A 24360-nucleotide genomic window follows, 5' to 3' on the forward strand; every position below is an offset into this window, starting at 1 on the left:
AACTGCCATGAGTCTCCCAGATAAAATCGGATCGCAGCTAACCCTTCCGGTACTGTGCTCACCAATGTTCATCATCTCCAACCCGAAAATGGTGATCGAACAATGTAAGGCGGGAGTCATCGGATCCTTCCCGGCGCTTAATGCCCGTCCCGCGGAAAAGCTGGATGAATGGCTGACGGAAATTGAAGAGGCGCTTGCAGCCTACAAGGCCGAGAATCCCGACGCCAAAGTTGCGCCCTATGCGGTCAATCAGATTGCGCACGCGACCAACGATCGTCTGGAACACGACATGCAGGTGTGTGTGGACCACAAGGTACCCATCATCATCACCAGCCTGCAGGCCAACCCGATGATCGTGGAGGCCGCCCATAGCTATGGCGGCCTGGTATTTCACGATGTGACGAATATCCGCCATGCCAAAAAGGCCCTCAGCATGGGAGTCGATGGCCTGATTCTGGTGACCGCGGGCGCGGGCGGCCATGCCGGCACCCTTAGTCCGTTCGCGCTTCTATCAGAAATACGCAGTTTCTTTGATGGGCCCGTTGTCCTTGGTGGTGCCATCACCAAAGGCAGTCAGGTGCTCGCCGCCCGGGCAATGGGGGCCGATATGGCTTACATGGGTACCCGTTTTATCGCCACCGAAGAAGCCAATGCCGACCAGGACTATAAGGACATGATTCTGACGTCGTCAGCCTCCGACATCATTTACACTAACCTGTTTACCGGCGTCCATGGCAATTACCTGCGCGGCAGCATTGAAAAGGTCGGGCTGGACCCCGAAGACTTACCGGTTTCAGACAAGAGCAAGATGAAGTTCGGCTCTGCGGGCGGAAGCAAACCCAAGGCCTGGAAAGATATCTGGGGTGCTGGTCAGGGCGTGGGCGGTATCACGGAATTGGTACCGGTAGCGAAAGCCGTGGCCCAGTTACGGGATGAGTATGAAATTGCCAGGGAGCAAATCTCGAAATACTGAGGAGAAACAAAGTAAGCGGACAGGTCTATCCGAAACCGTAAGGAGCCATGGATGGCCCCTGCACCCAAGCCGACGGGCCCGGGTGCAGTAGTGATTCACGCAATGATGGTCAAGTAATGATCACGAGCGGTTGAACTTACCGGGCCGGCGCTCGGTTACCGCTGCCATACCTTCTTTGTGATCGGCAGTTTTCGCCAGCCAGGCCTGTTCGGCGAATTCATGATCCAGCCGTTGTTTTAGCTCATCTACCAACCCGTGCCGCAGAGTGGCCCTGGTAGATTCGACCGCAAACGGCGCGCATTGGGCAATCTCCGTTGCCAGGGCGATGGCTTCGTCCCGCACCTGCTCTGCAGGCACCAGTTTGTCTGCCAGGCCATACTCATAGGCTTCTTCGCCCTTGATCCGGCGGCCGGTTAACAGCATCAGATTGGCTCTTTGCTGGCCAATCAACCTCGGCAATACCAGGCTGATACCAAACCCGGGGTGGATGCCAAGTTGTACAAAATTGGCTGCAAACCGGGCCTCGGGACAAACCACCCGAAAGTCCGGCACCAGTGACAGCCCCAGACCACCGCCTATGGCAGCACCATGAATGGCGCCAACAATCGGTTTCTTGCACGCGTACAGCCGGGCCGCTGCTTTATAGAGAGTGATCGCGTTATTGGCGGCGTCCGGTTTGAACAGATCACTACCATTGGAGGAAAAGTCCGCGCCGGCACAAAACGCCTTGCCCTGGGCCGCCAGTACGATTGCACGGCACTGGTCGTCCTGTTCGAGCGCTTCGAAGGTCTCAGCTATATGCTCGATCAACGTCACGTCGAAAAAATTAAGTGGCGGCCGCTGGATTTCCACCACAGCCACATGCCCGTGCCATTGCACCCCGACATCATCAAACGATTTCATCTGTTGTCCTTGTTTGCTAGCGGGAAATAATCTCCCAGACCCGACCGCCATTCTGGCTAGCCGCGCTTTGTTTTAACTCATCGGCGACTGCCAGCCCGATGCGCTCTGACCAGTAGAATTCCGAGCCATACTCCTCACGCCAGCTCCAGATTCGTCGGCTGTACTGCTGCAGCGGGTATTCATAACTGAAACCCATGGCCCCGTGGCACTGGTGCGCCAACCGCGAGACCGTGCCCGCCGCGGTCGAAGCGACCACCTTGGCGGTTGCAACGGACAGGAACGTGTCCTCACTGCCACTGAAAGGCTGTGGGTGCTGCGACAACTCCCGTATCGCCTGCTCCACTGACGCATTCGCCAGCGCACTTTCCCCAGCAATATCCGCAATCTTGTGCTGTATGGCCTGGAACTTCCCCAGGGCACGACCAAACTGCTGACGTTCCTTTACATAGGCGACCGTCAATTCATTCATTTTCTCCATCGCACCGGCAATCTGGCAAGCCCGCACGAGGGCGCAGAACTGCATCAGTCCGTGTTCGCTCACGCCATCCATCGCCGACGATAATTCCAGCGGGACCGCCTCGCTCAGTTGAACTTGCGCTCTCGCTTCCCCCGCCAGGCTCTCGCGGTAATCGATCTCCACCTTATCGGCAGCGAATGTAGCAATTCTGATGACCCCCTGGTCTGATACGGGCACTACCAGGTGCGCCACCCCCGCATGCATGGGTGCGCTCTCCACCAGACCACTGACCTTGCCATCGACTAACGTTGGCAGGGTACCGCCATCAAAGACCAGCACTGCCCAGGACTCCGACAACTCCAGCCCGCCCTCGGCCAGAACCCTGTTCGCCACCAGGGTCTCTGCCAGTGGTGCCGCCAGGGCAAAGCCTGCCGACTGGCGAATCAGACTAAAGCCCAACGCCAGAGAACCACCTACCCCTCCGGCCGCTTCCGGAACCCACGCCAACGGCAGCCCCGCCTCAAGAAGAGCACTCAGCAACCTGACCGACGCGACGCCGTTTTCGGCTCCGTTTACCACCTCCGCGCCACAATGATCAGAAAACAGGCGTTGCGCGGTGTCCAGAATCAGTTGATCCGTCTGTTCCATTTCAAACCCCATGATTGATTAGCGCAGCCCCATGCCCCGGGCAATAATGCCTTTGAGCACCTCGTTCGTGCCCCCGCGTAGCGTAAACGAAGGCTGCCGCAACAGACTGTCGGCGAGCAGGTAATGGAGCTCATCACCGAAACTCTGCTTGAGCTGGATTGGCCAGAACTCACGCAAACGCTCGACAATGTCCTGCTCGAACCGGGTACCCAGGTCTTTTACCAGTGACGCTTCAACCTCCGGATAATGCCCTTGCTCAAGCAGAGCAGCAACGCCAAGGGACATTGCCCGTAAAGCGCGGATTCGGGCCAGCATTCCGCCCATCACCGTAGCCTGGTGTCCCTTCATGGTCGCTGCGGCCTGCAGGAATGCTTTCTCCAGAACCACGAAAGTACTGAGCAAACGCTCCGGACCGGATCGCTCGAGGGCCAGTTCACTGGTTATCTGCTTCCAACCCGCTCCGACCTCACCGAGAACCGAGTCCTCCGGCACGAAGACATGTTCAAAGTGGCTTTCGTTAAAATGCTCGACTCCGCTCATATCCCGGATACCACGCACGCTGACCCCCGGCGAATCCAGCGGCACCAGGAACTGGGTCAGCCCCTCATGTCGCTTCTTGTCGTCCCGTTCGCTGGTGCGCGCCAACACGGTCATGTACTGGCAGATCTGGGCGCCGGAGGACCATAGTTTGGTGCCGGTGATTTCCCAGCCACCTTCTACCCGGTGGGCCCTGGTGCGCACGGAGGCCAGGTCTGAACCGGATTCCGGCTCGCTCAGACCCAGCGCCACAAAGCACTCGCCCGCGGCAATGCGGGGTAACAGCCTGCGCTTCATGTCTTCCGTGCCGGTTGCGAGGATCAAAGGCCCGCTCTGACGATCCGCGATCCAGTGGGCATGCACCGGCGCACCGGCAACCAGCAATTCTTCGGTGATCACGTAGCGGTGCAACGCGCTCAGTTCACGACCACCGTATTGCTTTGGCCAGGTCACACCAAGCCAGCCGCGCTGACCCAGCTTGCGGCTGAACTCCGGATCAATGCCCGAGCACCAGCAATCGGTAACAGGCTGAAAGCCGCCGTTGCGAATTTCTTCCTGCAGAAAAGCCCGGACTTCCCTGCGCAGGCGATCAACGCTGTCATCAATCACCGGCGCCGGGAAGTTAAAGCGGATAGTTTCCGGCATTATCTGATCTCCCCGATAATCATTTTCTTGAGCTCTGTTTTGAGGATTTTATTGACTGTGGATACTGGCAACGGCTGATCCATGAAAGTGACCCCCGTGGGGCATTTATAATGGGCAATCCGCGCCCGGCAATAGTCGATTATGTCCTGTCCGGATACGCACGCATCTTCAGAAACCCTGATTACAGCATGCACTGACTCACCCCATTTCTCATGGGGCACACCAATTACCGCGCATTCTTTTACATCCGGGTGGCGTGACAGTATGTTCTCGATTTCTATCGGATAGACATTCTCACCGCCGCTGACAATCATGTCCTTCATCCGGCCCACCAGAAACAGATAGCCGTCATCATCCAGAAACCCGCTGTCACCAGTGTAATACCAGCCCTCTTCCAGGAGCGCCCGGGTTAATTCCGGAGCACGCCAATACCCTTTCATGATATTGGCACCGCGAACGGCGATCTCCCCCACTTCACCGCTCCCCAGACGCTTCCTGTCTGCCCCGACCACCCGGATATTGACGTGGGGCGCGGCGCGACCGGCGGAGACCAGCCGCGCCCGACGCTCCGGTGCCAGGGAATGATCTTCGCTGTTCAGCACCGACACCACAGGGGACGCTTCCGTCATGCCGTAGGACTGGCCAAAGCGGGTACCCGGTAACACTCTCAAGGCACGCTCCATCAAGGCAACCGGCATCGGGGCGCCGCCATAAGTGATAAGGCGGAGACTGGACAGGTCGAATTCCGGAAACCGGGGATGATCCAGAAGCATCTGCAGCATGGTGGGGACTATCTGCGTCGTGTTAATACGGTATTCATGCACCAGCTCCATCACCGAGACCACATCAAAACGGGAGAGGATCACGGTGTGGATACCCATCAGCGTGGCGGTGTAGACCCGGGAGCCGGCGGCAGTGTGAAACATCGGGCCTGCCAGCAGATGAGTCTCCCCCTCCTGTAACTGGTACAGGGATATGCCACCCATCGCATTTGCAAACTGGTTAATGTGGGAGAGCATTACGCCTTTGGAGCGACCGGTGGTCCCCCCGGTATAAAACAGAATCAGAGTATCGTCATTACCGCCGGGAGTTGCTGCGGGCACAGCTGCCTGTAGCAGCAGATCATCGTAGGACACCATGCCGTCTGGCACGTCTCCCGAGCCGGCGTATATCAGCGTTTCCAACCCCGGACAAGCCTGCTGGATCGCGAGGGCCTGCTCGACATGATGTTCGTCCACTACCAGAATTTTCGGCTCAGAGTCCTCAATACATTCCACCATCTCCCGCAGGGACAGGCGGAAGTTCACTGGCACAATGATGGCCGCCAGCCAGGGCACCGAGAAAAACAGCTCAAACCCCCAGTGGGTGTTATAACCCAGGTACGCCACACGGTCCTCACGGCCAATACCCTGTCGCTCCAGAGCTCCCGCCATGCCTTGGCAGCGTGAAAAAGTTTCACTCCAGCAGTAAGTTTTTCCCTCCCAGGAAATAGACGGTTTGTTAGGCCAGCAACCCGCCGCTTTTTCTAACCAGGCCATTGCCGATATTTCCGGTGTGTTCTCCCTGGCACCTGTTACTGACATTTATATTTACTCCATTTCGACTTATTCAACACAAAACTGCTTTATCAAGAATTACGACATGGCATTCGGTATTAGTAATGAAATGATTGGGAACGCCACAATTAAGCCCAATACCACAAAGTCCGCTACAAGAAACTTCATCACACCAAAGAAGATGGTATGGACCTTTATTTCACTTGTTACAACACTATTAATAACGAATACATTCATACCAAGCGGAGGTGTTACTAGGCCAATTTCAAGTAGTTTCACTACCACTACCCCGAACCAAATCAGATCTAAGCCCATACCTTCCACAAGAGGGATCACAAATGGTAGTGTCAGCAGCATGGTTCCAATGGAGTCCAGGAACATGCCCAATCCGACGTACAGCAAGACGATAAATAACAGCACCATCCAGGTTTCCAGCCCGAGTCCTGCAACGAAGGCAACAAACGCCCCAGTCACCCCGGTAAGTGAAACGAACGACACAAAAATCTTCGCCCCGATAGCAATGAAAAATAGAGAGGCGGTCTGATAGGCGGTTTCCTTCATAGAGCTGAGAAAGTCCGACCATTTGAGACGACGGGATACAGCCCCAAAAACGATCACGAACGCGAGGCTGACCGCAGCGGCTTCTGTAGCGGTGAATATCCCGCCGTAAATGCCACCAATAATGATAGTCATCAGCGCCAGTGCAGGCCAACCCTTAAGGCCAGCCTTGAATTTATCCTTGAACGTATAGCTCAGCTCATCTGGTACGGGTGCATCGCTCGGCTTCACCAGGGACCAGACCACAACCACCAGAATAAATCCCAACATAGTCAGGATGCCCGGCAATATGCCCGCCATAAACAGCTTGTTAACGGACTGCTCGGTAAACATACCGTAGAGGATGAACAATACACTGGGCGGAATCAGGGACCCGAGGGTTCCCCCCATTGCTACCGTTGAGGTCGCCAGTTGCTTGCCATAGCCAAACCTCAGCATCTCAGGAACGCAGATGCGCCCCATGGAAGAGGCGCAGGCCAGACTCGAACCTGTAATGGCTGAAAACCCTCCACAACCGAACAGCGAAGCGATTGCCAGGCCACCGGGCATCCGCGCTAGCCAGACACGAACGGCCGCGTAAATGTCTGTGGTAATGCGGGTATGATAGGCAATATGTCCCGCCGCGATAAACAAAGGGATCATGCTCAGTGAGTATGAGTGGATGAAGTCAAATGCGTTGGTTTCGATCAATGACAATGCCGGACGAATACCTCTCTCGAGATCGAAGTCGCGACCCGGGCGCCAGGCATAAGTGATCAAAGAGCAAACTGAGGCTACGCTGACCAGGACAAACGCGATTGGCACCCGCAAAAACATCATCACCAGGGCGACAATGAAACCATAGGCGCCGATAGTAGTTGGTTCCATGGGCTTACAACTCCTCGGATTGACTGTCTGGCCGGGGCTTGATAACACCCAATGAACACAGGAGATCGGTAACGGTCAGGTCGACTAAGCGAATAAAAAATAGAAAATAACCGGCAAAAAAGGCAGTGGCACCAGGCCACTTAGGTAGTTGTAACATGCCAAAGTAATAGCCGCCTGAGGTGTAGGCTTCCACCATCGTTATATAGCCGGCATAGGTAATTGGCATAACTGCCAATAAACCGACGATGGCTGCCAGTAGATTGAGTCCCCGCTGAAACCCCGGCCCCAGTTTTTGGGTGAAAATCTCGACTGAAATAAAGCCTCGATCAGCCGCCACAAATGCCAAGGGTAGGATGAGTGCGCCGATCATGAGCTCGCCTATAATAGTGACCTCATCGGTGACACTGGAATTTCCAAAAGTGCGCAATAGCACACTGGTAGTTATCAGCCCACCCATAATGAGAATGCAAAGGGCCCCCAGGTAAATAAAGAAATTCTCAAGCCATGACAGACAGCCACGGAGCTTTCTTATCGGTTTCAAACCTGGCGAACCCGGTTCCGGATCAGAGCCGTAGGGATCGGACAGCAGGTGGGAGTGACTACTTTTCATGGCTGAGTTCCTGGGCCTTATCAGAGTAGTTAACCGCCGGGTGCTACAGACCCCGGCATTTGTGCTATCTCAAGAGTGGTTTAGCCCGCCCACGGATAACCTTTTTCGTCGACCACCTGCTGATATTCAGAAAGTAATTGCTGGTACTCATCCCAGATACCCTGGCCGTCAAATCCGGCCTGGTTCATTTCTTCAATCCACTGATTGATGTACTTATCTGACAGGGCTAGCAACTTGTCACGCTCCGAGTCCGCCATCTTTATAACTTCGATTTCGTTACCCAGTTCACCAGTAGGCAAGGCATCGATAATGACTTGGCTTTCTTCGATCACCGTCTCGGCATAGAAGTCCACCATATCCGAACCCGCTTCCAGCATAATCTGTTGCTGCTCTTCGGTAAGGTCATACCAACTGTACTTGTTCATCATGATAGAGAAACCGGTAATCTGACCCCAATTGGTAAGCGTTACACTGCTAGTCACTTCCGGAGTTTTGAAGGAGCGCATGGCGTAAAGGTAGCCGGCAGAGCAGTCCACCAGACCGCTATCCAGAGCCTGATACACCTCACCGTAGGTGAAGTTCACTAGGTTGGCCCCCAGCTCATCAACAATCTTGGCATAGATAACGGAAGCACGAATCCGCTTGCCTTTCATGTCTTCCACGGTATGAATCTCATTGCCTTCGGTACACTCAAGCTGCACCGGGGTGGTGGTGTAATTGCCTACATAAACCACGCCCTCGTCGGCAAATGATTCCTGGATCTGTTTATTGGTAGTCATCAACTCATACATCGCCCGCATGGCAACCCAGGGATCTGAGTTTCCCTCAACAGGGATATCTCCAATGCTCAGCCCACGCATCTTGGACGGCTCATAGGCTGCCAGAACGCTACCCATATCCGCGGTACCTGCAGAGACCCCGCTGAGAATACCTGAATACTTCAGTAACGCCCCCCCCCCAATGGATGTCCAAGGAAAGGTCGCCGCTGGAACGCTCATTGATTTCGTCGGCAAAAAATTGCAGAGCCTCAGCACGGCTACCACGATTGGGTGTCGCTTCGGCATAACGGAGAGTAGTTTCAGCAACCGCTTCCCCTGCTATCGCCAAAGCCAGGACCGAGCCCACACAAAGGGTTTTGATCGAGCTAACTGATCTCATAACTAGGTTTTCCTGTTTTTGTTTTAAGGTAGCTACATTTTAATGGTTTGGTGTATTCAACCTAGCACCCCAAATTGATACCAACAACAAACCATATTTTATATAATATATACCTATATTATATAGCTTCAACATCTATCGAATTGTGCAATGCTTATTAAGAGTCAGGATTAAGATAATGGGACCCCCTCCTCCTTGTCGCCACCTAGTACATAACGGAAAGTACCGGCCCCGGTGGCAATGAGTTGTTCCTCAAGGGTTATACGTGCTTCCACAAAGAACATTTTGCGGCCGCGACTGATCATTCGCGCTTCAATTCGCAATAGCCCATCCTGAACCGGGTTAATAAAATGAGTACTCATGGATACTGTAATGCATTTCCGGACATTGCCAGATACTGAGCACCACGTTCCACATAACCCACTAGCGGAGTCTAGTAATGCCATTAAAACCCCACCATGGACAAAACCATTACGATTCATATGTTGGTCGCCCACAAGAACAGTTAGTGCGCAAAAATCTTTTTGCCATTCTGTTACAGAAAACCCCAGGACATCCCTGAAACCTGATAGGCTTTCGGCTTCGGCTTTAAAGTTACTATCTCCAAAGTTAGTTTCATTAACGCTACTATCAATTTCCGGCATTTTCTTGTTATCCCTAGCGGATTGAGCAACTCATCTTCTTGCCCCATATATTAAAAAAAGCTACTTTTTTAGCTAATATCTAGTGGGCAAATATCAATAATCAGTCATGTTTACACTTCAATTCAGATTTTTCGACCAGCCTGCTGCCAATAATTATCACGTAACTTACGCTTGAAGATTTTGCCCGAGTCTTCTCTGGGAAGGTCCTTACCAATCTCTATTCGTCTGGGTACCTTGAAGCCCGCGAGATGCTCGCGTAGGTAACTTTTTATGTGATCAGTATCCAGTTTGACGTCATCCTGCGCTTCCACCACTGCCATCAAAGCTTCCCCGAATTCCTCATCGGGAATGCCGAAAATCACGCAATCCTTGATACCCGGATAATTGTGCAGTACCGCCTCTATTTCTGCGGGATAAATATTCACACCCCCAGAAATCACCATGTCTTTAACCCGATCAGCAATAAAGAGGAAGCCGTCCTCGTCCAGGTAACCCATGTCTCCGGAGGTTATATAACCATCTTTTTCCATCGCGGCCCGGGCTTCGGGTTTGCGATTGTAGGTAAAGTCCATCAGCGGAAACTTGGAGTAAATCTCACCTATCTCACCGGCAGGCACAGGATTCCCCTGCTCGTCCAGTATCCGGATATCAGCCTCCGGCACCGTCTTGCCGACGCTCCCGGGCTTGGCCAGTGCCTGTTCGGAATTACATGCACTGACCGCACTGGATTCGGTGGAGCCGTAGAACTCGTTGATCACTGGTCCGAACCATTCAATCATCCTGCGTTTGACATCAGCTGGACATGGCGCCGCCGCGTGAATAATAAATTCCAGACTCGACAAATCGTATTTATTGCGAACGCCGTCTGGCAACTTCAGTAGGCGAATAAACATGATCGGCACCATAATTGCCGCTGTCAGACGGTATTCCTCGATTAACGCGAGAAATTCCCTGGAATCAAACTTCGGAATGATTAACAGCAAATCGCTGATTTTTGACGCCTGCATGGAGTAGCCATTGGGGGCGCTGTGATAAAGCGGCCCCGGTACGGTACAGCGTGCACCTGGGCCACAGCCGTATACCCGAGTACGGAAATCTCGCATGGAGGCCGTACCTTCGGGATTCAGCGGAACCCGGCGAACGCCTTTCGGATGCCCAGTGGTGCCAGAGGTGTACAACATGGAAGACGGGCCCTGAACGGGGGGGCTCTGAGATGGCTTTTCCGAGTCGAGCAAACGCTGCCAGTCTGCTTCACCTTCTGGCACGATGCACACGTCCGCAGCCAGACCAAAAGGTTTGCGGAGGTCTTCGTGGGTTTCCACCAGAAGACAACTGACGCTAGCGGGAATCGCATCCTTTACAATCCGGTACAGGTCGGCATGAATGACCAGAACCCTGGCCCCCGAATCATTCAGTATGTAAGTCAGTTCTTCCCCCGCCAAGTGCCAGTTGATGGGCACTGCATAGGCCCCGACATAGTTGGCAGCGTGGTTGGCAGTCATGAAATGAATATCATTCCGCATGAAAATGCCCACGCACTCGCCTTCGCCCACCCCCATTTTATTGAATACGCTTGCAGCTCGTTTTACATCATGCTGGAACTCTTCATGGGTGAGATGGCGGGAGCCACAAACAATACCTTTAAATGTCGTCTTGTCGATTGTTGTATTTGTCACTGCAACTTCTCCTTTAAACCACTTAAACCAGACGGGATCATTGTCCTTTGAAATCCGGTTTGCGCTTCTCATTGAACGCAATAACGCCTTCAATCCAGTCATCAGCCATAACCGTACCACCAAAAGTTTCGGCCTCTAGCTGCAGTTGTTCCTCCAGAGAATTATCGGAAGCAGCCAAAATCAACTTCTTGATATTGCCATAGGCACGAGTAGGCCCACTCGCCAGCCGTTCTGCCAACTCCTTGGTTCTGACGACCAGGTCCTCTGTCGGTACCACGCGGTTGATCAGGCCCATATCCAGCGCTTGCTTTGCGGTAAAACGATCGCCCAGAAGGGCTATTTCCATGGCTTTCTTGGTGCCCACAAGACGCGGTAGATAATAGGAGGCACCACCGTCCGGGCTGCTGGCTATCTTGGAATAAGCCAGAGTGAAGAATGCATCTTCGGATGCCACCACCATGTCACAGCACAATGCGAGACTGACTCCGGCACCAGCCGCTGCACCGCGTATACTGGCGATCACCGGCTTGTTCAACCGCCGCATGGCATACATGATGGCATTGAGACCATGAATACGATTTATAAATGTGAGCCGCCGCTCTTCAGGAGACAGCTTGGTGAACTCCATGAAAGACTTGACGTCGCCACCAGCCAGAAAGTGTTCACCGGCACCACGCAATACGATGCAGCGAATGTCGTTATTAAGCTCCGCTTCTTGCAAACGATCCCGGATCTCGGTACGCATTTCCAACGACAAGGCATTGCGTGCTTCAGGACGGTTCATAGTCAGATAGGCGACTTGGCCATCAATTTCAAAGTTCAAGTGACTCATATTGTCTGATCCTGTCTGGTGAATAGCGTGGGGAGGGTGGTCAGCCACAGACTTTATCGGAACGCATAGTTTCCAGCTGTTCAGGGTTGAATCCCAGCTCGCCTAGAACCTCGGCAGTATCCGCTCCATACTGGCGAGCAGCAAAAAGTATGCCTGGCTTGGTGCGACTGAAACGGGGTGCCGGCGCTGGCTGCTGCATGCCATCCACATCTACATAAGTCTTCCTGGCCTGGTTATGGGGGTGGGATGGGGCTTCCTTTATATCTAAAACTGGTGCAAAGCAGATATCTGTACCTTCCATCAGCTCACACCATTGAGCCCGGGTTTTCTGCCTGAAAACCTGTTCTAGGTATTGCTTCAGTTCTGGCCACTGGCTCTTGTCCAATTGCTCACCGAACTTCTCCTGAGGAAGACCTGCTACTTTCATTAGTTGAGCGTAGAACTGCGGTTCTATCGAGCCAATGGATATATATTTTCCGTCGCTAGTTTCATAGCAGTCGTAGTAATGGGCACCAGTATCCAGTCGGTTGGTGCCACGTTCCAGCGAATTGAGGCCCATTTCATAAGCTGAATGGAACATCGTCATAAGTACCGCGGAACCATCTGTCATAGCCGCATCGACAGCCTGACCCTTGCCGGATCTGGCGGTTTCCAACAGAGCTGAAACAATACCCAAAGCCAAGAACATACCGCCACCGCCGAAATCACCGACGAGGTTCAGGGGGGGCACGGGTTTTTCTCCAGCCCTGCCGATTGCGCTGAGAACACCGGTCAGAGAAATGTAATTGATATCGTGGCCAGCGGCTCCGGACAGAGGACCGTATTGGCCCCAGCCTGTCATGCGACCGTATACCAGCCTCGGGTTTCGCTGCATACATTGATCAGGCCCGATGCCCAGCTTTTCAGTTACTCCGGGGCGGAAGCCTTCAAATAGGGCATCAGCGGTCTCCACCAGTTTAAGCAGGGCTTCGACACCCTCCCGTGTTTTCAGATTAAGGGCTATTGAGCGTTTGCCCCGCCGACTGCAATCCAGCTCTGGCTTCAGAGCCTGCGCCCCGACCCGCTCAACGCTGATTACTTCAGCGCCCAGGTCGGCCAGCACCATGCCGCAGAAAGGCCCTGGGCCAATTCCTGCAAGCTCAATAACCCGAAACCCCTTCAACGGTCCCATCTCGCTCTCCTATTACCGAGACGATTGCCCGGTGTTTTGTCTTTATTATTTGGGCATCCCTCAGGGCGCTCTTGAGAGCATCTACCGCCCACTGCTGGCTACAATTCTGTCATCAAACAATTTTCCGATCTCACCGCTGGAAAGTCCGAGCGTCTGCGCCAGAATTTCCTCGGTGTGCTCCCCCAGCCTTGGTGCCCTCAGAATCGGATCACGGTTCATGCCGGTAAACCTTAAGGGGTGGTCAGGCATCAGGTACTCCCCTACCCCCGGCTGATCTACCATCTGAAATAACGGGTTGTCAGTGGAGCAGTCGATATCTGTATTCACGGTTTCACGGATGGTCTGGTACTTACCCCAGCACGCCCCGGCATTATCGAGCTCAGTGCTGACTTGGCTGTAGGAGCGCTGACTAAACCAGTGCTTGAAAATGGCAGTAATTTCAGCACGGGCCTCGTAACGGTCACCTTCTTTACGGAGGTCCAGGCCCATCCTTTGTTGAAGCTCATTAATCTGGTTTTCGGTACCGGTCACCGCAACGAGAGCGTTCCACTGATTGGGGCTAACCCCGACCACCATTACCCGCTCGCCATCACTGCACTCGAAGTCGTGCCCGTAGGTGCCGAAGACGTCGTTGCCAATGGCCTCACGATCAACATCGTTAATCATGGCTTCGGCGATATAGCCCAAATTTCCAAGGGTGGCGAGAGCCACATCGGCTAAAGCGATTTTAACCAACTGGCCTTGACCAGTACGGGAACGATGGCGCTCTGCAGCGAGCAATCCCAAGGCGATTTGCTGGCCGGTGATGACATCCCAAGCCGGCATTGGATTATTCAGGGGAGGGACCTCCCCCGCTTTGCCGACACCGGTAATGGAGGGAAAGCCGACCTTGCAATTAACGGTATAGTCGAGAGCACTGTTACCGTGACGATCACCGGTAAGGTTCATGTAGATCAGATCTTCCCGGAATTCTTTCAGGCGCTCATAGGATAACCAGCCCTTGGCCGGAAAGTTGGTGAGGAACATGCCTCCATCGTCTCCTGGAAGGGTAATCAGCCGGGAGAGGATTTCCTGACCTTCCGGACGACGGATATCCACAGCAATAGATCGCTTCCCCTTGTTAAGGCTGTGCCAGTAAAGGCTTTGGTTGTCACCATTCACCGGCCATCGGCGATAGTCGATACCGCCGCCAATGGGATCAAAACGAATTACATCCGCCCCCAACTGTGCCAAAGTCATACCGCCTGAGGGCGCTGCCACAAAGGCGCTGCCCTCAATTACCCGAAGTCCGGAAAGAATGTTCTGCATGTTCAGCTCACCTCAGCATAGCCATTGTTGATAACCACCAGATCCCGCTCTACAGAACGACACCGGAAAGCCACGGAATCGCCTTCCCGCCAGATTTCGGTGCAGATGGTTTCTCCGGGATAAACCGGCGCTGAGAACCGTACACGCATCCGGTGGAAGCGAGCTGGATCGTAATCACACAAAGTCTTCAGAAGCGCGTGGCAGGCCACACCAAAGGTACACAAGCCATGCAGAATAGGTGCTTTGAAGCCTGCATTGGTAGCCACGTCTGGATCCGCATGAAGCGGGTTATAGTCACCGGAAAGCCGGTAAATCAACGCCTGCTGTGGAAGCGTCGGTAACTCGCACAACATATCCGGCTCTCGTTCGGGGATCGGGTCCGGCTTTGGTGACTGAGCATCGGGGCCACCAAAACCGCCATCGCCTCGGGCCATGGTGGTCATGGACAATGTGCACAAGGCCTCATCGGTGTCAGCATCCCTGACGGTACGTTCGGAAAGAATCAGAGCCCCCTTACTTGCGCCCTTATCAATCACATCTGCCACTCGGGTAGTAGCATAGACATGGCCAGAGGCAGGCAGCGGCTTGTGCATGACCAACTCCTGGCCAGCATGTAGGATCTTCACCCAGTCGATTCCGGTGTCCGGCTCTTTCGCCCAGAACCCCGGATACGCCATCGCCACCGCCATGCTGGGCAGCGCCTTAAGACCATCCTCGTAGACAAATGGCAGACAGTTCCTGTCCAGAGGATCAATACCCATGCCTACGCCCAGTGCGTAGAGAATGGTATCTTTCTCGGTGTATTTCTGATCGATACGCTTGAACTTGCGGTTCAGCAGCTTCTCGTAACTGATGGCCACGTGCATCCTCCTGTGTCTGGAAAACAGTACCCGACCGGCGTTGCCGAGCGGGACCATTGTTACCCGGGTTTATCAGAAGGGGTCCCAGCTGAAGATATCCGCAGAGCGGCTCAGCGGGTAGAAATCCGCTTCAAAGGCGGGCATCACGCGGCTCAATATCGTCTCCGGAGTCCATCCTTCAGAGGTATGGGCTGAACGAATCGGGCGAGGCTGGCTGAACAGGAAAATCTCATTGTTACGGACGCCGAAAATCTGACCGGTCACATGCTTGGCCTGATCACTGCAGAGTGACACTACCAGGGTGGAAATCTTGTCAGGGGTCATCTTCTGGATCTTGGCAACGCGCTCTTTCTGGGCCTCATCATCCGTCGGAATACTGCCGATCAGACGACTCCAGGCAAACGGAGCGATACAGTTCGAAGTTACACCAAAGCGGTCCATGTCCAGCGCCATGGATTTTGACAAGCCTACAATGCCCATCTTGGCAGCAGAGTAGTTGGCCTGGCCAAAATTACCAATCAGGCCGGAGGTGGACGTCATGTTCACAAAGGTGCCGCTGCCCTGTTGGCGAAAATGGGGTGCTGCCGCCCGGCTGACGTTGAAGGTACCCTTGAGGTGCACCGCCAGAACCGACTCGAAATCCTGCTCCGACATTTTATGAAAAATACCGTCGCGAAGGTTCCCAGCGTTGTTCACCACGCAATCTATCTGACCGAAGGTATCAAGAGCAGTCTGGATGATGGCCTGTCCTCCTTCCCATTCCGTCACGCTGTCAAAGCTTGATACCGCCTCGCCTCCAGCTTCCTTGATCGCGGATACGACTTCATCAGCCGGGGCCTGGTCGTTACCAGCACCATCTGCGCCACCGCCAATATCGTTAACTACGACTCTGGCACCATGCTCTGCAAGCATAAGGCAGGTTGCGCGGCCAATACCGCGACCACCGCCGGTGACAACAATTACTTTTCCATCCAACATTTTTTTATCGCTCACAAAATTCTCCTGAAAGGTCTCTTGTAGGTTTATTGTTTCAAGCCTGAGCAACTAGGTTTCTGGCAATGACTTTCAAAGCAAGGGTTTCTTCTGCCCCCTCGAAGATTGGCAACACCCGCGCATCCACAAAATAGCGGCTCACATCCGATTCTTCGGCATACCCCATTCCCCCATGAATCTGCATGGCTTCACGGGTTACCCACTCTGCGGCACGACAGGTAAACAGCTTCACCAGGCTGGCCTCCACCTGGCCACCACCAGCATCCATCATTCGGGCGACGGAGTAACTGAACTGGCGTGAGGCGGTAAGGGTCGACATCATCCGGCCCAGTTTCACCTGGGTGAGCTGATAATCACCCACCGCTTTCCCGAATACCTTACGGTCTTTGGCATAACTGAGGGCTTTCTCGAATGCGGCCTGCATCACACCCGTTGCCCGGGCAGCGGTCTGGATTCGTCCGCCAGCGAAGCCTGCCATAGTGTAATAGAAGCCCTGTCCACGGCCCTTCTCTCCACCAATCAAACCATTGGCAGGAACAAAATAGTCCTCAAAAAACACGTCGTAAGAATGCATGCCCCGATAACCCAGGGTGGCTATAGCCTTGCCGGAAATAACGCCCCCGGAAGGTTGCTGATAATGAAATTCGTGGCCGGAAGCAGACGGTTTCTCCACCAGAAACAGACTAAGGCCTTTGTGACCAAGCGAGGTGTCCGGTTCACTCCGGGCCATCGCCAGCAACATGCCGGCCTTGCCTGCAAATGTGCACCAGGTTTTGCTGCCATTAAGTACCCAGCCTCCTTCGACCTGCGTTGCTTTTAACCCGAGGGAGGCAACGTCAGAGCCGTAATCGGGCTCGGTAATAGCGATCGCACAGAGAGTGTCTCCAGAGGCAATGCGCGGCAACCATTCCTGTTGTTGTTCCTCGGTACCGCCTTGCAACAGCGCTTTGGCAGCAATTTCCGGACGGGTAATCAGGCTTCCGGCTGCACCCAGTGAGGCCCGTGACAGCTCCTCAGTAACCACGATCATGCCCAGGGTGTCTGGTTGATTATCGGGTAAAAAACCACCGAAACGCTCCGGAATACTGATGCCGAAACAGCCGAGCTCTGCCGCCGGCTTGAGAATCTCATCGGGAATATCCAGATCCTGCCGGTGGATTTTACCCGCCAGTGGCATCACCACATCGGTAGCAAAGCGGGCAAACATGTCCCGCATCATTTCTTTCTCTTCCCCGAGCGTGGATGGCAGACGGGTACTGCCACGCTCTGCCACGGTGGACCCGATCGCAGCCAGAAATACGCTGCTACCGAACTGCTCAATCAGCGTTTCGATGTCCTTATCTCTGTACAAGCCAATTATCGTGGCGCGATCAAGTCCGAGATCTCCGGCTCTGGCTAACAACCGCTGAATAGCCGACGGCACCGCTTCCGCGCAGAAAACCAGGGCGACATCGCGGGCAAGTTGATCTTCTTTACCTGCCTCTGCTGCGTAAACGCATACCGCCTCAGAAGCAGACAGTTCCGCCGCGCACAAGGCGACTTCGTAACAGCTCAACTGATGGTGGTCGAGCAAACCCGAGCTCAGACGCCCGTCGACAGTGCAGTAGTTTTTCAGGTTCTTGAGGGCCAGCCCCAGTTGGTACCGGACCGTCTCAAGGCTACGACGGGCTACTGCCAGTGATTCGGCGTCACCCCCTAAGTGCATAGCGGCTTGTTGTGTTTGGCTCATCAGGTCACCTGTTCATGCTTTTACTGTTCCACGAAACGGCAGTGCTTCGGAGTGTCACTCGTAACGCCCAATAATCGAGATGCTACAGATGTTCTGGTGCGGGAAGCCCCCAAGGTTATGGTTCAGAGCCAAGCGGGCATTTGACAGCTGTCGGTCACCGGCTCGCCCCTGAAACTGCAGATAATTTTCATAGATCATGCGCAGACCGGAGGCACCGATGGGGTGACCAAAACACTTCAGCCCACCATCAATTTGGCAGGGAATCCGGCCACCGGCATCAAAATCACCGTTCAGCACATCACGAACAGCCTTGCCCTCGTCAGACAGCTGCAGATCTTCCATGGTCACCAGCTCGGTGATAGAGAAGCAATCATGGACTTCCGTCATACTGATTTCTTCTCGAGGCTTTTTGATACCTGCCTCGTTATAAGCACGCTGCGCAGCAATTCGGGTGGTCTTGATATAGGAGCCATCCCAGTCACTGAAACTGGCTTCATCACCGTTGGAAACAGCTAACTGCAAAGCCTTGACGGAAACCAGGTCCGTTTTGCCCAGGCGCTGGGCGATTTCGGGCGTGGTCACAATGGCGCAGGCCGAACCATCACTCACGCCGCAGCAGTCATACAACCCGATCGGTTCTGCGATATAGGGGGCATTGATGGCCTGTTCTTCGGTGATTTCCCGACGAAGATGGGCTTTCGGGTTCTTCGCACCGTTAGCGTGGCTCTTCATTGACACATGTGCCATGGCCCGCTTCAATTCAGTCTTGTCAATACCGTGTTTGGCGCGATAGCCGCTGGCAAGCTGGGCAAACGCGCCCGGAGCTGAAAGATTGGGCCAGAACATGTCGTTTTCCACACCGCGGGTGCGCTGGGGCAGACCGCCATAACCGACATCCTTGAGCTTCTCCACACCCAGGGCCAGTGCGATATCACAGGCGCCAGAGGCAACTGCATAGACTGCGCCACGGAAAGCTTCGGTCCCGGTGGCGCACATATTCTCAACCTTGGTAACCGGGATATTCGACAACCGCAGGGCAAGAGATAGAGGCAACGCACTTGCCCCCACGTTGTAGGCATCAATCCCGGCCCCAAACCAGCCCATTTCGATGTCCTTCTTTTCAATACCCGCATCAGCAAGACATTCTTCAAAGGCCTCCACCATCAGGTCGGCGGGGCTGGCATCCCAGCGTTCCCCGAATTTGCTGCAACCCATTCCCAGGATTACTACCTTGTCTTTGATTCCACTAGCCATTTTCAATCACCTGTTATCAGCTGCGCTTGTTATTGCCCGGAAGGTGTCGCTTTCCAGAAATATTTCCGGAAGCCACGCTGGTTATCGAACTGCCGAATGCGGAAATGCAGGCTGACGGCAACACCGGTTTCAATACTGCCGGCCTCCACTTCTGTAAAGTCCATCATCATTCGACCACCGCCATCGAACTCGACCAGCCCAAAATAGGCGGGCGGATTCCAGTCAAATGTCAGGCGATCAGCAGTCCAAGTTTTGACCCGGCCGGGTAAGGCAGACATCGGGTGATCGTCCTGACTGTGCAATGCGCCACAGTCCGGGTTAACGCAATAGTTCTCCTTCGGGATCTGAATGGTGCCGCACTCCCTGCATTTGCCACCGATAAAACCGGTCAAGAGATCCTTTTTGCGGTACATCGCAGCCAGGTAACTCTGTTTGTCCAGCTCCCCACGCTTGCCGGTTTCTCGTTCAACCAGGTTATTGAAACTGAGGAAGCGGTTGTAATTCTCATCGGGGCGACGACGCGCAAGCGCCCCGGCGAAACCGGTTTTCGGGCGCCGTTCATTGATCTTTTCAGTAGCTCTGAAAAGCACCACATCGGTGCCCTGGCCAAAACCAGCCAGCATAATCAAATCACCGGGTTTGGCAGCTTCGAGCGCTGCAGTAAGCATGAGAATTGGATGAGCTGCCCCGGAGACACCCATTGAGGCAATGCGATTGTCGACCACAGCCTCAGCCGTGACGCCAAGCGCTTTGGCAACCGCTGAAGGCGTTTTGGCCTGATCGGACGCCAACACAAAGTGGGCAATATCAACGGCTTTTAAACCCGTTTTTTCCAGCAGACGAGTAGCAGCCAAAGGCACACTCTTAAGGTAACCTTCGTCACGGATCCAGCGCTCTTCCCACTCATAATCCAGGGTCGAATCTTCGCCACGATAGTGATCCACAAAATCCGTTACATAGGTTTCGCAACCCATATACTCTGCAATCACCCCTTCACTACCCACGCCCAGAGCCGCAGCACCGTCACCCCAGAGCATTTCCGCCCGGGAGCCACACTTGCTGCGACGGTGTTCAGAAGCCACCAGCATGGCCGACCCTTTACCTGGGCCGCCCGCTTCTAGCATCGCAATCAGGGCGGAGGTCGCCGCACGTTGGGAGGCACTGACATCCATGGTGCGCAGTTGGTCGCCGAGATTCAGCGCCTGGCTGACCACCACAGAGTTCTGACGATCAAGAAAGGGCAGGGTAGTGGAGGCCAGATACAGTGCCCCTACCGAGTTAGCATCAAGTAGTGACATACAGTCCTGAGCGGCTTCCACAGCCATGGTGATAGTGTCTTCATCCCAGTTACAGACACTGCGCTCCCCTTTTGCAAGACCCCGAAGGCTGGCATCAAACCAGTCGTTAGCGTCAGCTATAGCGGCTCTGGAGAGCCGATTTCTCGGTATATAGGCACCGTAGGCGGTAATACCAAACATTTGATTTCCTTATTTTTATTAGAGAGAACGGCCGATAACCAACTTCATAATTTCTGAAGTTCCACCATAGATCCGGCGTACACGCGCATCCACGTATATGCGGGAGATTGGGTACTCACGCATGTAGCCATAACCCCCAAAGAGTTGTAGGCACTGGTCAACCACCTTGCCTTCGTTTTCTGTAGTCCAGAGTTTGGCCATAGCGCCCTCTTCAGGCGTCAGGATCCCCTCATCACACTTTTTTATGCACTGATCAAGGTAGGCCCAGCCCACTTCCAGGCTGGTTTTTATATCCGCTAACACAAACTGTGTGTTCTGGAAGTCGGCTATGGTTTTGCCGAACGCTTTGCGTTCTTTGGTGTAGGCCACAGTTAGATCAAAAGCACGCTGAGCCTCAGCCTGAGCACGGCAGGCAATAGTAATGCGCTCACGTGGAAGCTCTCGCATCATTATGCTAAAGCCCTCACCCTCCTCACCGACAAGATTGCTCATCGGCACTCGGACATCCTGAAAAAACATTTCAGAGGTATCCGCAGCTTTCTGGCCGATCTTGTCTAGGTTACGTCCCCTGGAGAAACCAGGACGATCACATTCAACAATTATCAAGCTGATGCCATGGCCGCCCTTGCTCGGGTCTGTCGTGCAGGCAACCAAAACAAAGTCACAGTTCTGGCCATTGGTAATAAAGGTCTTTTGGCCATTAATGACATAATCATCACCATCGCGAACGGCACTTGTTCGCAAGTTTTTCAGGTCACTGCCGACCCCCGGCTCGGTCATTCCAATAGCAGCAATTTGCTCGGCAGTTACCATCTTTGGCAGCCAGTACTGCTTCTGCTCTTCGGTACCTGCACTCATCAAATAATAGGCTACGATGTCCGCCTGAACGGAAAATCCAACACTGGCACCGCCAATGGCGTAGCCTGTTTCTTCTGACAGGACCATGTTGTAAAGAAAGTCGGCACCCGGCCCCCCGAACTCTTCAGGCACACCACAGCATAGAAAGCCATTTTCCGCAGCCTTATTCCATAAAGACCGAGGAACCACACTTTGCTCTTCCCACTGATCTATATTGGGCTCCAGCTCGGCACGAAAAAATCGACGCACGTTTTCGCGAAAAAGTTCATGTTCGCTGTTATAAATTGCTCTGCTCTGCATGAGTGCTATTCCTGTAGCCGAATGGCAACGGTATAAGAGAGGGGGAACATTACTGTGCCCCAGGTATGATTCAACCGTATCAGCAAGAAATTTCGCTAACAATTATATACTTTTTATATCAACCATCACTTTTAGGCATACCTGACTGCGGGCTAGATCATCATCTATTACTAAAAAGGTATATAGTGGAAAACTGTATATAACTAAGTTATAGGTAAGATTGCCATGCCCTTTAATCTAAACGTAGACTTACGCCAGCTGAACACTTTCCTAACTGTTGCAGATACCGGCAGTTTCAGTCGTGCTTCCGAAAAATTGTTCGTTGCCCAGCCCGCTCTAAGCCGACAGATCAGAATGCTAGAAGAAGCACTGAACGTTGACGTTTTCGTACGACACGGGCGTGGAGTGGTACTAACGGCGGCTGGTGAATTGTTATACGAGCGAGCACGCAGCCTACTTCAGAGCCTTGAGAGAACTCAGGCCGATGTTACTGCCGTAGCAGGCGAAGTCACGGGGCAAGTAGTGCTTGGGCTTCTTCCTACAGTGGCACATACCTTTTCAGGGGCTATTATTGAGGATTACCGTAAGCAGTTTCCTCAGGTAAATCTTGCAGTAAAATCGGCTATGAGTGGCACTCTCCAGCAAATGGTTATGCAACATCGATTAAATATTGCCATTTCATACAATCACAGTAATCATAAGAACTTACGCTTCCGTCCTTTGATAGAGGAGCGCCTATATTTAATTTCCCCAACCAACACTAAAGTTTCCAACCGTTCTGAGATCACTTTAGATGAAGTGCTCGAATTACCACTTGTTATGCCTGAAGAGAAGCACGGTTTAAGAGTGGCGATGGAAAAAGAAGCTGCAGATCGCAACAAGACCTTAAACCTCGCTCTTGAGGTCAGCGCTTGGCCCATGCTTACCGATATGGTGAGAAGAGGGCTTGGCTACACCATATTGTCTTCCGCTGCAGTCCATGAAATGACAACCCGAAAGGAAGTCATCGCAATTCCTATAACCTCACCAGAGATTAAGCGAACGTTGTCTCTCGTCACCCCTACAGATCTACCCTCCTCCGTTGCAACGCTCAAACTGGCTGAAATCATAATGCAACAGGTGGCGGAACAGGTAGAAGCAGGTATCTGGAAAGGAAAACTACTATTTGACAAGAAAGAAATAATTTCTGCCAGTAAGCCCCCAAACATACATGAGGATGCAGAAAAGCCATAACGCTCTGAACTCATACTATATTACTTTGTAATTAAGCTACTGCCATCATCGGGAAGCATCCTGTGCATGTCGGATAATTAAAGGGGGGGTGCTATGGATCTCACCGAACAAGACAATTGTGGTACCCGTATGCTGGGCGATATCGGCCTCCCTCTTGATGTGTATGCCGACCAGGTGGCTTTCATTAGGGCTGTACGAGAAGGCTTGTCTGGCCGCGTACTCCAAAAAGCGGTCAATGCACTGCGTGGTGATCGAGATGTCTTCGTGCGACTATTAGAAACTGATTCAGGCAACCTGCATCGCTTGTACAAGCGTAAGGCCCTGGGTCGTTCTCAAAGCGAGGAAGTGCTGGATACACTGAAGCTGTATGTCGAAGCCGGAAAGGTCTTCGGTGATCGCGATAGCGCCCAGGAGTGGCTACACAGCGAGGTTCGAGCGCTGAATGGGTCTCAGCCCATCGATCTTTTCGATACCTTCGCTGGCCGCGAAATGGTGAGGGATGTGCTGGGCAAGATTAAATTCGGGGAGTTCAGCTAATAATATTTTAGATGCGGTGAGTCAAATCAGCTCGCAAAACCGCATAAATACCCTTAGCACTTACCAAAACTAAGGGTATCCGAGTGAAGTTTTATCAAATCAAAAAGTACGCTATTCGACCACCCTTTCCGGCCAGGATGGAAGCTACCGAAACGGCGGATGCTGAAATAAAGACGGTAGCCTGTATTGTATTTCAGCCTGTCAGCTGCGGCCGTCATGCTCGAAATGGGGAACTACACCCCGAATCTCCGGCTGTTGCTCCAGACATGATGCTCAGCATTTACGAAGTCGACGCCACCTCAATTCAAAGCCTGGATCTCTCAGATCTGCCCGCAGGTGAAACCGGTTCCCCTGCCCCGCTTGCACACACCCCCTAAGTCCCGACTTTCTAGGAAAGCCAGAAAATGCTGGCTCATGCCAACATACCTTGCAATATTAACCTCATACCCTCCCAGATGCGTATTCCGGCGAACGTGACCGGTCATTCCGGTGATCGTGACCGATTTGCACACGGCCTTCACGCTGGAGAGAGTTTTGTACGCTGAGCGGTCACGATGGGTCAACCGATTCCGTTT

21 protein-coding genes are annotated in these 24360 nt (G+C 53.4%); 3 read left to right on the forward strand and 18 right to left on the reverse strand.

Annotated elements, in window-relative coordinates; genetic code table 11:
- The first annotated feature begins 7 nt into the window (after positions 1–7).
- The gene (locus V8L70_RS19690; protein ID WP_336270437.1) at positions 8–973 is read left to right on the forward strand and encodes an NAD(P)H-dependent flavin oxidoreductase; all 966 of its coding nucleotides are present in this window, start codon (positions 8–10) and stop codon (positions 971–973) included.
- Between the two features lie 120 nt (positions 974–1093).
- On the opposite strand, the gene V8L70_RS19695 is transcribed toward V8L70_RS19690, so the two are convergent.
- The 18 genes from V8L70_RS19695 to V8L70_RS19780 all read right to left on the reverse strand — a co-directional run bounded on the left by V8L70_RS19695 (position 1094) and on the right by V8L70_RS19780 (position 22015).
- The gene (locus tag V8L70_RS19695; RefSeq protein ID WP_336270439.1) at positions 1094–1876 is read right to left on the reverse strand and encodes an enoyl-CoA hydratase/isomerase family protein; all 783 of its coding nucleotides are present in this window, start codon (positions 1874–1876) and stop codon (positions 1094–1096) included.
- Between the two features lie 16 nt (positions 1877–1892).
- Positions 1893–2912, reverse strand: coding sequence for an acyl-CoA dehydrogenase family protein (locus tag V8L70_RS19700; protein ID WP_336270440.1), 1020 nt, complete (start codon positions 2910–2912; stop codon positions 1893–1895).
- Between the two features lie 87 nt (positions 2913–2999).
- The gene (locus tag V8L70_RS19705; protein WP_336270442.1) at positions 3000–4163 is read right to left on the reverse strand and encodes an acyl-CoA dehydrogenase family protein; all 1164 of its coding nucleotides are present in this window, start codon (positions 4161–4163) and stop codon (positions 3000–3002) included.
- Positions 4163–5746 carry a class I adenylate-forming enzyme family protein gene (locus V8L70_RS19710; RefSeq protein ID WP_336270444.1) on the reverse strand — a complete coding sequence of 528 codons (1584 nt, stop codon included), beginning with the start codon at positions 5744–5746 and terminating at the stop codon, positions 4163–4165. The genes V8L70_RS19705 and V8L70_RS19710 overlap by 1 nt, the downstream gene beginning before the upstream one ends.
- A 51-nt stretch (positions 5747–5797) precedes the next feature.
- The gene (locus V8L70_RS19715; protein ID WP_336270446.1) at positions 5798–7144 is read right to left on the reverse strand and encodes a TRAP transporter large permease; all 1347 of its coding nucleotides are present in this window, start codon (positions 7142–7144) and stop codon (positions 5798–5800) included.
- A 4-nt stretch (positions 7145–7148) separates the two neighbouring features.
- On the reverse strand, positions 7149–7754 hold the full coding sequence (locus V8L70_RS19720; protein ID WP_336270447.1) for a TRAP transporter small permease: 606 nt from the start codon (positions 7752–7754) through the stop codon (positions 7149–7151).
- 80 nt (positions 7755–7834) lie between these two features.
- Positions 7835–8752: a TRAP transporter substrate-binding protein DctP gene (gene dctP / locus V8L70_RS19725; protein WP_336270449.1), complete on the reverse strand. Its 918-nt coding sequence runs from the start codon at positions 8750–8752 to the stop codon at positions 7835–7837.
- 330 nt (positions 8753–9082) lie between these two features.
- Positions 9083–9556: a PaaI family thioesterase gene (locus tag V8L70_RS19730; protein ID WP_336270451.1), complete on the reverse strand. Its 474-nt coding sequence runs from the start codon at positions 9554–9556 to the stop codon at positions 9083–9085.
- Between the two features lie 122 nt (positions 9557–9678).
- Complete coding sequence (locus V8L70_RS19735; protein WP_336270453.1) at positions 9679–11232, reverse strand: acyl-CoA synthetase; 1554 nt, start codon at positions 11230–11232, stop codon at positions 9679–9681.
- 37 nt (positions 11233–11269) lie between these two features.
- The gene (locus V8L70_RS19740) at positions 11270–12064 is read right to left on the reverse strand and encodes an enoyl-CoA hydratase/isomerase family protein (RefSeq protein ID WP_336270455.1); all 795 of its coding nucleotides are present in this window, start codon (positions 12062–12064) and stop codon (positions 11270–11272) included.
- Between the two features lie 40 nt (positions 12065–12104).
- On the reverse strand, positions 12105–13235 hold the full coding sequence (locus tag V8L70_RS19745) for a CaiB/BaiF CoA transferase family protein (RefSeq protein ID WP_336270456.1): 1131 nt from the start codon (positions 13233–13235) through the stop codon (positions 12105–12107).
- A gap of 81 nt (positions 13236–13316) precedes the next feature.
- Positions 13317–14543 (reverse strand): CoA transferase, encoded by a 1227-nt coding sequence (locus V8L70_RS19750; protein WP_336270458.1) that lies wholly within the window; start codon positions 14541–14543, stop codon positions 13317–13319.
- 2 nt (positions 14544–14545) lie between these two features.
- Complete coding sequence (locus tag V8L70_RS19755; RefSeq protein WP_336270460.1) at positions 14546–15403, reverse strand: MaoC/PaaZ C-terminal domain-containing protein; 858 nt, start codon at positions 15401–15403, stop codon at positions 14546–14548.
- Between the two features lie 72 nt (positions 15404–15475).
- Positions 15476–16396, reverse strand: a complete 921-nt coding sequence (locus V8L70_RS19760) for an SDR family NAD(P)-dependent oxidoreductase (protein WP_336270462.1) — start codon at positions 16394–16396, stop codon at positions 15476–15478.
- 37 nt (positions 16397–16433) lie between these two features.
- Entirely contained in the window at positions 16434–18125 is a 1692-nt protein-coding gene (locus V8L70_RS19765; RefSeq protein WP_336270464.1) for an acyl-CoA dehydrogenase family protein, read from the reverse strand.
- A gap of 54 nt (positions 18126–18179) precedes the next feature.
- Positions 18180–19379: an acetyl-CoA acetyltransferase gene (locus V8L70_RS19770; RefSeq protein ID WP_336270466.1), complete on the reverse strand. Its 1200-nt coding sequence runs from the start codon at positions 19377–19379 to the stop codon at positions 18180–18182.
- A 29-nt stretch (positions 19380–19408) separates the two neighbouring features.
- Entirely contained in the window at positions 19409–20857 is a 1449-nt protein-coding gene (locus tag V8L70_RS19775; RefSeq protein WP_336270468.1) for a hydroxymethylglutaryl-CoA synthase family protein, read from the reverse strand.
- Positions 20858–20875: 18 nt separating this feature from the next.
- Positions 20876–22015, reverse strand: a complete 1140-nt coding sequence (locus tag V8L70_RS19780) for an acyl-CoA dehydrogenase family protein (protein ID WP_336270470.1) — start codon at positions 22013–22015, stop codon at positions 20876–20878.
- Positions 22016–22240: 225 nt separating this feature from the next.
- Here V8L70_RS19780 and V8L70_RS19785 point away from each other — a divergent pair, with 225 nt between their 5' ends.
- Entirely contained in the window at positions 22241–23248 is a 1008-nt protein-coding gene (locus V8L70_RS19785; RefSeq protein WP_336270472.1) for a LysR family transcriptional regulator, read from the forward strand.
- A gap of 93 nt (positions 23249–23341) precedes the next feature.
- On the forward strand, positions 23342–23785 hold the full coding sequence (locus V8L70_RS19790; RefSeq protein WP_336270474.1) for an Xre family toxin-antitoxin system antitoxin: 444 nt from the start codon (positions 23342–23344) through the stop codon (positions 23783–23785).
- The last annotated feature ends 575 nt before the right edge of the window (positions 23786–24360 follow it).

It is taken from the genome of Vreelandella arctica, from assembly GCF_037070215.1.
Lineage (GTDB): Bacteria > Pseudomonadota > Gammaproteobacteria > Pseudomonadales > Halomonadaceae > Vreelandella > Vreelandella arctica.